The organism is Arcicella aurantiaca, assembly GCF_003148625.1.
Lineage (GTDB): Bacteria > Bacteroidota > Bacteroidia > Cytophagales > Spirosomataceae > Arcicella > Arcicella aurantiaca.
In genome coordinates this window covers 136,344-149,198 of the sequence record NZ_QGGO01000008.1, presented here as the reverse complement: position 1 = coordinate 149,198, position 12,855 = coordinate 136,344, and the positions used below count along the sequence as shown (strand labels likewise).

Below are 12,855 nucleotides of genomic sequence, written 5' to 3'. Positions count from 1 at the left end.
TTTAGAATAAATTTGATAATAGAGAAAGAGTTTAAAGAGCTTTAATATACTTTAATTCAATACTGAAATTATAGATTTATGATATGAGATTTCTGAGTAGGGTTAGACAAATTTGTTTGTTCATGGTTTAATTTTTTTAGAGTAATTTTAAAAAAAATGGCATAATCTGAGACGATTATGCCATTTTTTGAGATAAGTCAGTGTTAAATTACTGAACTTTTAAAATTACTGCTCCGAGTGGAGGAACCGTAATTGCGATTGAATAAGCTTTGCCTTGCCAAGCAATTTCTTCTGCCATAAGTGCCGACTGATTGATCTTGCCACTTCCCCAGAAAGCTGGGTCGTCGGAGTTTAATACTTCAGTCCAAACTCCTTGCATTGGTACGCCAATGCGATATTCTGGTCTTGGGACAGGGGTCATATTTAAGACTACAATTAATTGGTCTTTGTGGGCATTACCTTTACGAGCATATACGACAATAGAATTTTCACGGTCACTTGTGTCAATCCATTCAAAACCTTCATGAGAGAATTGTTTATCGTACAAAGCTGCTTGGGTTTTGTACAAATTATTTAAGGCTTTTATCAAATCTTGGATTCCTTTGTGAGGAGCAAATTCTGTTAGCCACCATTCTAAACCTTTTTCAAAATTCCATTCAGACGTTTGTCCAAATTCGCCACCCATGAAGATAAGATTTGTTCCGGGGTGTGTAAACATATAAGTAAACAACAAACGCAAATTGGCAAAACGTTGCCATTCGTCACCGGGCATTTTTCCTATTAATGATTGTTTTCCATAAACAACTTCATCGTGCGAAAATGGTAACATGAAATTCTCTGTGAAGGCATAAACCGTTGAGAATGTCAATTGCTCTTGGTGATGTCTGCGATACATTGGGTCTTTTTCAAAATATTTCAGCGTATCATTCATCCAGCCCATCATCCATTTTTGTCCGAAGCCTAAACCTCCTGTGTAAATCGGACGAGAAACGCCTGTAAATGAAGTAGATTCTTCTGCAATCATTTGAATATCAGGAAATTGTGCATAGACAGTTTCGTTCAATTCCTTAAATAATGAAATAGAATCAAGGTTGTGATTTCCGCCAAAAATATTTGGTTCCCATTCGCCATCATTTCTTGAATAATCTAAATAAAGCATTGAAGCCACCGCATCAACTCTTAAACCATCGGCATGGTAACGTTCTAACCAATAAATGGCATTTGAAATTAAGAAACTACGAATTTCGTTTCTGCCATAATTGAAAATATATGATTTCCAGTCTGGATGATAACCTTTACGCATATCTGGGTGTTCGTAAAGATGTGTTCCATCAAACTCAAATAAACCATGAGCATCACCGGGGAAGTGCGAAGGAACCCAGTCTAAAATAACACCAATGTCATTTTTGTGACATTCCTCAACCAAATACATGAAGTCTTGTGGTTTTCCAAAACGTGACGAAGGAGCAAAATATCCCAAAACTTGATAACCCCACGAAGGCTCGTAAGGATGTTCCATAATTGGCATAAATTCAATGTGCGTAAAGCCCATTTCTTTTACATATTTTACCAATTGGTCGGCAAGTTCTACAAAAGTTAGTTTTTCGTCATGTTCTTTTCTTCTCCAAGAACCCACATGAACTTCGTAAACAGACATAGGAGATGCCAACGAATTTTTAGTATGACGTTTTGCCATCCAATCTGCATCCGTCCATTCGTACCAGTTATCCCAAACAATAGAAGCCGTGCGAGGAGGAACTTCAAAACTTTGGGCATACGGGTCCATTTTCTCTAAAAAACGTCCATCTTGAGCTTGAATACAAAATTTATAAGTTTCGCCTTTGCCAATATGAGGAATGAATCCTTCCCAAATACCTGAAGAATCCCAACGGACAAAAAGATGATGCGAGTCTTTGTCCCAATAATTGAAATTCCCAATTACCGAAACTGACTTTGCCGACGGAGCCCAAACCGAAAAGTAAGTTCCTTGAACACCCTGACATTCAGTTAAATGAGAGCCAAATTTTTCAAAAAGGCGATAGTGTTTTCCTGCTTTGAAAAGGTCAATGTCAAAGTCTGAAAAACGGCTAAATCCTTCTACATTTTTGAGTTGTACAGGTGGGGGAGGAGTTTCTTGAGCAACAGCTTCGACTTCCTTTTTTGTCGTTTTTTTCTTAGTTGGTTCAGCTATTTCAGAAGATTTCTTTGATGTTTTTGCCATCTTGTTTATGGTTAATGGAATTTGTCTAATGAGATTATTATGATTTTTTCTGTTTCAGTTCACAGAATTAATGTCTATGCGTAAAGATAAAATTTCTTTTGTAATACTCTCTAATTTATAGTTGAGAAATCAAGATTTTTTTGTTTCGTTAATCCATCGAAGATACAATAATTTATGGAAAAAGTTAAATTTAAAGAAAGCCTATTTGCACAAAGATAATGCCATAAAAATAACAAAAAAGTGCATTGATAGATATTGTAATTAAAAAGGGTAAATATTTTAATTTTCATCCATAAAATTGAGCAAGGCACGTTTTTTGCTTGTTTTTAGGCATAATAGCCGTAATTATTGAAATGATAATCCATAGTTTTTGATACAAAAATCTGGACTATTGTTGTTAATAAACAAAATGCCAAAGGCTTATTCATAACAACCTAAAAACCATAAATCCTATGCGGCTAACTTTTTTGAGAAATCGGGAAAAACGACCTGATAAACTAACGATTGCTCCTCTTCGTGTAGATGTTCATTCTCATTTATTGCCAGCTTTAGATGAAGGCTCAAAAAATATAGAAGAAAGCGTAAGTATGATTGCAGCGTTGAGAAATTTAGGTTTTCAGAAGTTGATTCTAACGCCACATATTATGGCGGGGTTTTATCCAAATTCTCCTCATAAGATAAAACAGCATTTGTTAGTTTTGAGAGAACATCTTGAAGACCAACACATAGACGTAGAAATTGAAGCCGCCGCCGAATATTATCTTGATGCTTTTTTCTTGAAAGAATTACTGTCCAAAAATGAATTATTGACTTTTAATTCTGAAGATGACAAAAAATATTTGCTTTTTGAAACGCAACATCTGCACGAACCCAAACAGCTTTTTGAAACAATTAAAAGAATAATTCGGCGTGGTTATATTCCTGTTTTGGCACATCCAGAACGTTATAATTATTTACAACGTGACCGTCTGTTGGTGCATCAACTCTACGAAACAGGAATTTTATTTCAAGTAAATATTAATTCTTTTTCGGGATATTATGGCAATGAATCTCGTGAATTAGCGGAGTATCTGTCAGTAGCTCAAATGATTAGCTTTTTAGGGACAGACTGCCACAAAGAAGAACATATTGAAATGCTACAAAAAACAATGGATTCGCCCATGTACCAAACCGTTTTGCGTGCAGGAGAAATTTTGAATAATAGAATTTAATAAAAGAGGTGTTGTAAAACTTTACGACACCTTTTTGTTTGTTATCATTTTTCATTTTTTTTAGCCAAAATCACAATCCTAAACGACTTCTTATTTATCTTTGTGAGCTATGCAACGCAAACTCATTCTTTCAAGTCCACTTCTGGAAATTACCATCAGCCGTCTCTGTCAGGAATTGATAGAGAACCATCAGGATTTTGCCGATACCGTTATCATTGGTCTTCAACCAAGAGGTATTCATTTTGCCAAACGAATTCATCAAGAATTAGAGCGAATTATTGATAGAAAAATTCCAATTGGTTTTTTGGATGCCACTTTCTATCGTGATGACTATCGCCGTCGTGAATTGGTAAAAGCCAACGAAACAAAAATCTCCTTTGTCATTGAAAATAAGAAAGTTATTTTGATTGACGACGTTCTGGCGACTGGGCGTATGGTACGTTCTGCTTTAGATGCTATGACGGCTTTCGGTCGTCCAGAAAAAGTAGAATTGTGCGTTTTGATTGATAGAATTTATAACCGAGACATTCCCATCAATGCGGATTATGTAGGTAAAAAAGTAAATACCCTTGATTCTGAAAAAGTATTAGTAGAATTGCAAGAACAAGGATACGAAGAAGATAAAATTTGGTTAATAACTAATAATTAGGGGTTGGGGATTAGGCAATAGGATTTATAGAAGAGATGTTTTGTTCTTCTACCTTCAAATCCTACATCCTAAACCCTAACCCCCAAACAAAATGCAGAAATTAAGTACCAGACATTTATTGGGTATTAAAGACCTTACGCCCAACGACATTGAACTCATCATGGCGACGGCTCGTGAGTTTAAAGAAGTTATCAATCGCCCCATTAAAAAAGTACCTTCTTTACGTGATGTAACCATTGCGAATGTCTTTTTTGAAAACTCCACTCGTACCCGTCTATCTTTTGAATTAGCTGAAAAACGTCTTTCTGCTGATACGTTAAATTTCTCAGCATCAGGGAGTTCTGTTAAAAAAGGAGAAACTCTTTTAGATACAGTTAATAATATTTTGGCAATGAAAGTGGACATGATTGTGATGCGTCATGCCAGTCCGGGAGCTCCCCATTTTCTATCTAAACATATTTCTGCCAATATCGTCAATGCGGGTGATGGCACGCATGAACACCCAACACAAGCTCTTTTGGACTCATTTTCGATGAGAGAAAAATTAGGAGGAGATTTGACAGGAAAGAAAATAGCTATTATTGGCGATATTCTCCATTCACGAGTGGCATTATCCAATATTTTTGCTTTGAAAAAACAAGGTGCGGAGGTTACGCTTTGTGGCCCTTCAACCTTAATTCCGAGATACGTTACTGATTTAGGCGTGAAGGTTTCACATGATGTAAAGAAGACTTTAGCTTGGTGCGATGTTGCCAACGTTTTGAGAATTCAGTTAGAACGTCAGCAAATTAAATATTTTCCTTCGCTTCGTGAATATTCTCTGTATTTCGGGATAAATAAAAAAATGCTCGACGATTTGAATAAAGAAATTGTCATTATGCACCCCGGCCCAATCAATCGTGGCGTTGAATTGTCTTCTGATGCTGCCGATTCTCAACATTCTATTATCCTCGACCAAGTTGAAAATGGCGTAGCCGTAAGAATGGCTGTGTTGTATTTATTGGCAGGACAGAATTAGTTAGGGGTTAGGATTTAGGGGTTAGTGTAAGATAAAATAAAAACCGCATGATTGACAATTTCAATGATGCGGTTTTTATTTTTCATACTATTTGAACTTTTCTTTTATAAAAAATGTAAGACTAATAATCTATCTAAAATTGTAGAGTGTTTAGTCAGTCTAATATTTCAAATGAAAAAAATCGTTACACGAATCATGATTTCTATAATCGCAATAATTGCTTTATTGGCAGTAGCCGTATTTATATTTCTTCAACAACCCATGTTTGGTAAAATTCCTTCGGGAGAACGTTTGGCACGTATTCAAAAATCGCCAAATTTTAGAGATGGCTCTTTTCAGAATCTTAATCATACCCCAGACTTATCTGAAGACGCTACCTATTACTCAGTGATGAAAGAGTTTATTTTTGGGGAGAAAAAACGGGTAAAACCTACCGATGTCATTCCTTCAACCAAAATAGATTTGTTGCATTTAGACCCTGCTAAGGACGTATTGGTTTGGTTTGGGCATTCGTCTTATTTTATACAAATTGATGGAAAAAAGATTTTGGTTGACCCTGTTTTAAGTGGTGCTGCTTCGCCAATTTCATTTACAACCAAAGCTTTTCAAGGAACAGATGCTTATACGGTGGAGGATTTACCTGCCATTGATTATCTGTTTATTTCGCACGACCACTGGGACCATTTAGATTATGACACAGTTTTGAAATTAAAATCAAAGGTTGGGAAAGTAATTTGTGGCTTGGGAACGGGCGAGCATTTTGAGTCTTGGGGATTTGATAAAAATATGATAATTGAAAAAGATTGGAACGAAGAAATTATCCTTGATAATGGTTTTGTGGCTCATACGGCTCCTGCAAGGCACTTTTCGGGTAGAGGGATTTTGAGAAATAGAGCTTTGTGGACTTCGTTTGCTTTAAAAACGCCAACTTTCAATTTTTTTATTGGTGGTGATAGTGGTTATGATACCCATTTTGCCCAAATTGGTAAAAATTATGGCCCTTTCGATTTAGCGATTTTAGAAAATGGACAGTACGATAAAAGCTGGAAATATATTCACATGATGCCTGAGGAGGTATTGCAAGCGGCGAAAGATTTGGGAGCGAAGCGTTTATTTCCAGTTCATTCTTCTAAATTTGCTTTGGGAAATCACGCTTGGGATGAACCATTGAAAAGAATTACCGAAGGCAATAAGTCGGTAAATATGCCTTTAATTACGCCTATTATTGGCGAACAAGTAAATTTGAAAGACACTACGCAAGTATTTAAACAGTGGTGGATAGGAGTGGAGTAGGAAGTTTGTTAATTATTTATGCGTATTTAAGAATAAATTATTTGACCTTTGGTAGTGGCGTATAGCATACACCACAATCGTCATAGCTTTGGCGTATGCCATACGCCACTACTATACGCCACAATCGTCATTCGTGAATAATATTTAGAAACATCACCTAAATCCTAACCACCAACCCCTATTTTAATGGATAAAAGAACACAAATATTTGAAGCAGCTCTGAAACTCTTTGTCGAGTTTGGGTTTCATGGCACGCCCACCAGTAAAATTGCTCAGGAGGCTGGCGTTGCCAATGGTACACTTTTTCATTATTTCCCGACGAAAGACGATTTAATTATCGCCTTATTTAAAGAAACCAAAGGAAAAATGATTGAATATGTTGCTGAAAATTCTGTTATTGAAAATACATTAAAAGGAATACTGAAAGGTCAATATTTGTCAACGCTTTATTGGGCGATGGACAATAAATTGGAGTTTCGTTTTGTGGAACAATTCAAAACGTCTCCCTATTTAACGATGATTGCTTCGGAAGAAATGGAAAAGCATCTCAAGCCATTGTTTGAGATGCTTAATAAGGGAATTGATGACAAAATTATAAAACCTTTGCCGTTAGATTTAATGTTAAGTCTTATCAGTAGTCATACCTATGGGCTTAATAATTATTTGGTAAATAACGATTTCTCAAAGGCAAAACAACATCAAATTATTAGTGATACTTTTGAGTTGATTTGGGAAATGATAAGCCTTAAATCAGTGGAGTAAATAGTCGATTTGAGAATCTAATAACCTCCTATGATAATTGATTTGCCCTGTGTGATACGTAAGATGTCCGTGTAAATGCACCAAAAAATATTCGGTGGTCATTTCATAACTCAATACTTCTTCTTCATAAATCTTTGCTAATCGTTCTTCATTAATTTGACTTAAAGTTGACAAAACAATCTCAGTCATTTCTTGAATCATCGTCAAGACTGTTTGCTTAGGAATATTTTTTGATGAAAATTCAGCTTCTCTATTTCTAATGTAAGGTATATTTCCTAAATTTTTACCAATGTATGTGCGGAGGTTTCCGATAAGGTGTAAAGCTAAATTTCCTCCCGAATTGTTAATTTCTTCTTTGATAATCCACAAAGAATCTTCGGATTTATAGCTTTCTATTTCTCGGTATAATATAGCCAAATCTCTTTGAAAGAGTTTGGATAGAGTTTGACTTAGCATATTTATAGTTTGTTTTTTGCCATGTCAATTAGTTTATGAAACATGGTATCAGTCTTGTAATATAGAGCATTTCAATTATCTTATTACGATTTGGGTAAATAAATAGTAAATGTTGCTCCATGATTAAGTTTGCTTGTAGCGATAATAAATCCATTTAAACGACTAACGATTTTTTTGCAAATTGTAAGTCCAACGCCTGTTCCAGAGTATTCACTTTTACCATGAAGACGTTTGAATAATTCAAAAATTTTCTGAGCATATTCTTGCTCGAAACCGATACCATTGTCAGTAACTGATATGCAATAATATGTCTTTTGGATGTCAACATTAGGGAGGTTTATATTTTCACCACTAATGATAAATGAATTAATTTTGATATGAGGAATTGTATCTTTCTTGCTGTATTTCAAGGCATTATTAATAAGATTTGAGAACAATTGAGATAAGAATGTACGGACACTATGGATAGTCGGCAGTTCTTCAATATCAAAAATAGCATCTTTTTCAATGATTATTTCTGCTGAAAAATTCTTTATTTCTTCAATTATTTCATTCAAATTACAAGAACTGAACTTCAATTCAGTAGCATTAGTTCTTGAAAAATTGAGTAAATCATTAATTAAATTTTGCATTCGTTCTCCAGCAGAAATAATTCGATTAAAATAATCGGTTGTGCGTTCAGAGAAAGTTTCAGTTTCTAAAATTCGGGTACTAAATGCTCTAATTTTGCGTAAAGGCTCTTGCAAGTCGTGACTCGCCACAAAACTGAATGATGAAAGTTCATTATTCATTTGTTCAAGTTCCAAATTTTTAGCCATTAATTCTTCTGTACGCACTCTTACTTTATCTTCCAACGACGCATTGAGTAGGTTTAAGGCCTCTTGTGATTCTTTTTGAACAGAAATGTCAGTATTTGTCCCAAACCACTGAACTATCTCTCCATTGTCATTTCGGAGTGGAATTGCTCTTGAAAGAAACCATTTATAGTCTCCGTGTTTGCTTTTTAATAAAAATGTATCCTCCCATTCTTCACCTGTTAAAATAGCTTTTTTAAAATGAGCGACAACTCCTTCCATTAAATCTGGATGATGAATGTGTTGCCAACCATTTTTCATCATTTCATCATAAGTTGTTCCTGTGTAGTTATACCAACGGTCGTTGTACCAACTAATTTTTCCTTGAGCATCCATCATCCAAGCTAATTGTGGAATAGAATTGGCTAAAGTTCTAAAACGGTTTTCGCTTTCTTTGATTTCTTCTTCGGCTTTTTTCTTTTGGGTAATATCTTGTACTGCCAAAATACTATACAAAGGTTTAAACGATAAACTATTGGTGTCAAAATATATTTGCTTATTGACTTTTAGCCAACGGATGTCTCCACATGGTAAAATAATGGGATGTTCAACTTCAATAGAATGGCTATTATTGAGTTTTAATGATTTATCAATTTCTTCTTCTAAAGCATTTTTATAATCTGGATGAAAAGTATTATGCCATTCTTCCCGACTAATTTTTAGACGTTCGGTAGATAAACCGTACATGATGGCAGCTTCTGGCGAAAGTTCTATTGTGTTAGTCAAATAATTAACTTCTGCCAAGGCTAAATTGGCTACTTTTAAGCCTCCGTGCAATTTTTCTTGCGTTTTACGGAGGTTTTCTTCGTATTTTTTTTGCTCGGTAATATCTCTTGATGTCGCTATAAGTTGCGATATATTTCCAGATTTATTGGCTACTGGCGACACTATGACATTCCACCATTTGGGTGTTCCTTTAACAGTATAGCAAGGTGCTGTAAATTGAGCCGTCTGACCTACTAATGCTTGATTAATAGCATTTTCAACAGTTTCTTGATAGTCTTTTTCCCATAAATCACTCCAGCGTTTGTTTTTTAAACTATCAAAATTGTCAATTTCCATTAAATATTGTCCATTGGTATTCATAAATAGAAGTCGTCCATTTGTGTCAATTATTTTCAGACAATCGGGGCTACTTTCTAAAACGGCTAAACTAAATGTGCCATCGTGAGAAACTGCTTCCGCAAGGGGAGAGCTAAGAGGGATGCTGTTGTTAGGTTTCATATATCATGCAAGAAATTAAATGCCTATATTATTTAGAATAAGGCTTTTAAGTGGGGATTAAATACTGAGGAATTTGTATTTGCGGTAAACTCCTTGGATGATATTTGTAAATAAGGGGGGCAATATTTACTTAAAATGAAGGGGTTAGTTTTTGTTTGTTTTCAAATTAAGGCTTGTTTTTAGTTAATGAACATAGCAAAGTTAAATAAATAGACTTATATTTTCTAATACTTCTATTGGTTAGTATTGTGTAAATACAGCCTTGAGATTATTGCTATTGGGTGTTTTTGAGATTGATTTCAGCTTGAATTTGTTTCAGTTTTTGTTTTTGAACCTTTGAATTTTTATAAGATGCAGAAATCAAAAATAATAAGATGGCAATATAAAGAAAACCAAAGCCATTTTTCACAAGTCCAAAAATCATTACACCCACACAAAATCCGATGAATCCCGCAGAAAGGATTTCATTTTGTTTTACCTTTTTTTCTTCTAACAACAACTCTTCAAGTGTTAATTTAGAATAATCCTTTTTGTCTAACATATTTTATTGGTTTAATGGTAAAATTAGTGATTTTGTGGAATTTATGGGGCTTTTGCTGTTGTCTGTGTCTTCACAGATGATAAATTGAAGTCGTCTGTGGAGACACAGACGATGGCAAAAGATAGGGATTGATTTTATAAAGTTCCTTCTCTATACATTTCGAAAAATCTCATTACTGCTTGACGCTGTTTAGGCTGTAATTGATTACCAAAAAATATTTCAAATTTAGAAAACATAAAAAAGTCAAAACGGGAATACTGCTTACTTGGATGTTGTTGTTGGGCAATTTTACTAAAAATGTTCCTGATATAATATTGACACGTTTCGATATTGATTCTTTTGGCAATAAAATCTTCTAAAGTATTACTAATATCATTTAAACAGTCATCCACCAACTTTTTCCGCCAAAATATTAGTCTATTTCTGTTAAGTTTAAGAATTTCTATGGTTTGTTGTCCTCTGTCACTTAATCCTTTTATTTCACCGTTTGGTAAAAAATAAAAATGTTTTTCTACTTCATCTATTTCAGGATTAAGGAGTACGGGTTTTTCTGCTAATAGAGTTTCGGAGTTTAATTGTAAATATTTATCAGTAGGAAGTCCATTTGCATCGAAGGATATTGGCTCTGATAAACGATTACCTGTAATTGGAAAATGATTTTTCTTCGCATTATTACATTTACTACAACCTAATGTAAGGTTACTCCATTCATAAGCCAACCAATAATACCCATAATGTTCGGGATCTTCTTCTATATTATCTACTTTAGCTTTAGGACGAAAATGTTCTACCTGTAAAGGTGCACCTGCGGACGTATCCGTCTCGCAATAGGCACATTTATGGTTATATAGTGCTTCCAATGCCTCAATCGTAGTTTTTCTATATACAGAACCGTTAAATTTATGCTTATTTTTTGTAATAAGAGAATCTTTAATAAGATCATTTCTTTTGGAATCTAATAGTTTTTTGGGTGGATTCTTAAAGTCTTTACTTATGCTAATCATAGGTTTACAAATCTATTTAGTGGTTGTAGGAATAAATAATTCATCAGGAAAATTCTCGTCACTTTTTTCAAAAACTTTGAGTGCTTGTTTCACTCGGTTATTTTCCTCCATTTCTTTGGCTGAATCTTCTGTTCTTACTTGTGAAATATCTGTATTTTGGATAGAAGTAAATTCTTCCATATCAAAAATCCCTGAAGTTAAAACCAAGTTTGGGGTGAGGTTCTTTAAATCAATATCTACTTTTTCAATTTTGATGCCTTCTGCTTGCGTTCTGTTTACTTTCAAAATAATTGTATTAGAAGCGGCTCCTAACAAAGGGATAGGACTATGCGTAGAAACGATAAATTGAATTTGTGGAAATACTTCAGAGAATTTACCTATTAAAAGTCTTTGGAATTTTGGATGTAGGTGCAAATCTATTTCATCAATAATAACGATTCCTTTTAACTGAGAAGGATTCTTAGCTTCAGGTTGGTTTTTAGAAAGTCTGACAATAATATCTCCTGCTAAGGCAATAATACTTTTGAATCCAGAGGCTAATTTTCTAAATGGTAATGGTTTATACGTAACTTCTTGATTTTCGTTATTTAAGTCTTGTTCTATATATTCAATTTGCTCCGTTTCTTTATTTACTTTGATGTCAGCTATATTAGGAATGAGTGTGCAAATGGCTTTTTTTAGTAGGTTAAACCTTTTTTTATCCTTGTACTCTAAACGTTCTAAGTCTGCATTTATATTGAATAAAAAACCGTCTGAATTAAATAGATTGTATGAAACAGAATTATTCCTATCTTCTACATTTTCACTTTTTACCCCCTGTAAATTTAATCGTCCAGGTCCGTAAGCAGCCAAATGAGTTAGCGGATGTTTATTGTCTCTTATACTATTGATGATACTTTGTTCTGGACTTTTATACTCTACTTGAATACTACAATTTTTATCCTCCAATAGATTAATATTGCCATCTAAGGTTCCATGAAGTCCTAAAAAGATAGCTTGGAGAATAGTAGTTTTGCCAAAACCATTTTCTCCTACTAAAAATATCCACTGTGTATCTACTGGAATATCCTCAATTTCTGTTTCGTCAATACCTTGAAAGTCTTTTACTTTTAATTGTTTAAGTGTATATGGAAGAATCTTGTCTGCTGATTCATATTGGTCTGGTTCGTGGGTGATTTCTTCTTCGTCTTGTTCTATCTCAAATAAATCTGACAGATCTATTGTCGCTTTTCTGGCTGCTTCAACTGTTAGATATATTACATTTAGTGTCTGTAAATATTTATCAAGATACATAATTAGTTCTTTCTTAGGACTCAATTGGAACATAGTACCCTTTCGCTCATTCTCTGAAAAAATTATATTAGAACTCTTAACGTTGATAATAAATGTGTACTTTGAGGTTGTTTCATCTAAAGGCTTATAAATGTCATCTATTTGGTATTGATTAATTTGAAAGTATATAGATTCATGATTTTGTGGGTAAATTTTTAACAAAAAGTCATCAGAAGTTTTTGCTACTAAATTGAACTCAGAAGTTTTGTTAAACTCTTTCACCTTCTGAGAAATTTCTTTCAGAATCTCTACAACCACTTTTGGTAATTGTTGTTTGCTCATGTTTGATA

Annotated in this window: 11 protein-coding genes; 5 read left to right on the top strand and 6 right to left on the bottom strand. The window is 34.1% G+C overall.

The genetic code is table 11. From position 1 onward, the window contains the following. Positions 1-208: 208 nt before the first annotated feature. The gene (gene glgB, locus LV89_RS09795; RefSeq protein ID WP_109742709.1) at positions 209-2,221 is read right to left on the bottom strand and encodes a 1,4-alpha-glucan branching protein GlgB; all 2,013 of its coding nucleotides are present in this window, start codon (positions 2,219-2,221) and stop codon (positions 209-211) included. A 452-nt stretch (positions 2,222-2,673) separates the two neighbouring features. Between glgB and LV89_RS09790 the strand changes: the two genes are divergently transcribed. The 5 genes from LV89_RS09790 to LV89_RS09770 all read left to right on the top strand — a co-directional run bounded on the left by LV89_RS09790 (position 2,674) and on the right by LV89_RS09770 (position 7,154). Next, a complete protein-coding gene (locus LV89_RS09790; RefSeq protein WP_109742708.1) occupies positions 2,674-3,432 on the top strand; it encodes a tyrosine-protein phosphatase in 759 nt (252 codons plus the stop codon). 109 nt (positions 3,433-3,541) lie between these two features. Next, entirely contained in the window at positions 3,542-4,081 is a 540-nt protein-coding gene (gene pyrR, locus LV89_RS09785) for a bifunctional pyr operon transcriptional regulator/uracil phosphoribosyltransferase PyrR (protein WP_109742707.1), read from the top strand. Between the two features lie 91 nt (positions 4,082-4,172). After that, on the top strand, positions 4,173-5,099 hold the full coding sequence (locus LV89_RS09780; protein WP_109742706.1) for an aspartate carbamoyltransferase catalytic subunit: 927 nt from the start codon (positions 4,173-4,175) through the stop codon (positions 5,097-5,099). A gap of 195 nt (positions 5,100-5,294) precedes the next feature. Beyond that, the gene (locus LV89_RS09775) at positions 5,295-6,392 is read left to right on the top strand and encodes an MBL fold metallo-hydrolase (RefSeq protein ID WP_109742785.1); all 1,098 of its coding nucleotides are present in this window, start codon (positions 5,295-5,297) and stop codon (positions 6,390-6,392) included. Positions 6,393-6,578: 186 nt separating this feature from the next. After that, positions 6,579-7,154 carry a TetR/AcrR family transcriptional regulator gene (locus LV89_RS09770; RefSeq protein WP_109742705.1) on the top strand — a complete coding sequence of 192 codons (576 nt, stop codon included), beginning with the start codon at positions 6,579-6,581 and terminating at the stop codon, positions 7,152-7,154. On the opposite strand, the gene LV89_RS09765 is transcribed toward LV89_RS09770, so the two are convergent. The 5 genes from LV89_RS09765 to LV89_RS09745 form a co-directional block, all read right to left on the bottom strand. Further along, on the bottom strand, positions 7,143-7,571 hold the full coding sequence (locus tag LV89_RS09765) for a DinB family protein (RefSeq protein ID WP_310588775.1): 429 nt from the start codon (positions 7,569-7,571) through the stop codon (positions 7,143-7,145). The genes LV89_RS09770 and LV89_RS09765 overlap by 12 nt on opposite strands. Positions 7,572-7,693: 122 nt before the next feature. Further along, positions 7,694-9,688 carry a PAS domain-containing sensor histidine kinase gene (locus tag LV89_RS09760; RefSeq protein WP_109742703.1) on the bottom strand — a complete coding sequence of 665 codons (1,995 nt, stop codon included), beginning with the start codon at positions 9,686-9,688 and terminating at the stop codon, positions 7,694-7,696. A 274-nt stretch (positions 9,689-9,962) separates the two neighbouring features. Continuing rightward, entirely contained in the window at positions 9,963-10,229 is a 267-nt protein-coding gene (locus LV89_RS09755) for a hypothetical protein (protein ID WP_109742702.1), read from the bottom strand. 134 nt (positions 10,230-10,363) lie between these two features. Next, a complete protein-coding gene (locus LV89_RS09750; RefSeq protein WP_109742701.1) occupies positions 10,364-11,233 on the bottom strand; it encodes an HNH endonuclease family protein in 870 nt (289 codons plus the stop codon). A 12-nt stretch (positions 11,234-11,245) separates the two neighbouring features. After that, entirely contained in the window at positions 11,246-12,847 is a 1,602-nt protein-coding gene (locus LV89_RS09745; protein WP_109742700.1) for an AAA family ATPase, read from the bottom strand. Positions 12,848-12,855 lie beyond the last annotated feature (8 nt).

What these genes read in the sequence shown, in the direction of transcription:
- glgB (WP_109742709.1), bottom strand. Translation starts at nt 2,221, where the DNA reads ATGGCAAAAACATCAAAGAAATCTTCTGAAATAGCTGAACCAACTAAG.
- LV89_RS09790 (WP_109742708.1), top strand. Translation starts at nt 2,674, where the DNA reads ATGCGGCTAACTTTTTTGAGAAATCGGGAAAAACGACCTGATAAACTA.
- pyrR (WP_109742707.1), top strand. Translation starts at nt 3,542, where the DNA reads ATGCAACGCAAACTCATTCTTTCAAGTCCACTTCTGGAAATTACCATC.
- LV89_RS09780 (WP_109742706.1), top strand. Translation starts at nt 4,173, where the DNA reads ATGCAGAAATTAAGTACCAGACATTTATTGGGTATTAAAGACCTTACG.
- LV89_RS09775 (WP_109742785.1), top strand. Translation starts at nt 5,295, where the DNA reads ATGATTTCTATAATCGCAATAATTGCTTTATTGGCAGTAGCCGTATTT.
- LV89_RS09770 (WP_109742705.1), top strand. Translation starts at nt 6,579, where the DNA reads ATGGATAAAAGAACACAAATATTTGAAGCAGCTCTGAAACTCTTTGTC.
- LV89_RS09760 (WP_109742703.1), bottom strand. Translation starts at nt 9,688, where the DNA reads ATGAAACCTAACAACAGCATCCCTCTTAGCTCTCCCCTTGCGGAAGCA.
- LV89_RS09755 (WP_109742702.1), bottom strand. Translation starts at nt 10,229, where the DNA reads ATGTTAGACAAAAAGGATTATTCTAAATTAACACTTGAAGAGTTGTTG.
- LV89_RS09750 (WP_109742701.1), bottom strand. Translation starts at nt 11,233, where the DNA reads ATGATTAGCATAAGTAAAGACTTTAAGAATCCACCCAAAAAACTATTA.
- LV89_RS09745 (WP_109742700.1), bottom strand. Translation starts at nt 12,847, where the DNA reads ATGAGCAAACAACAATTACCAAAAGTGGTTGTAGAGATTCTGAAAGAA.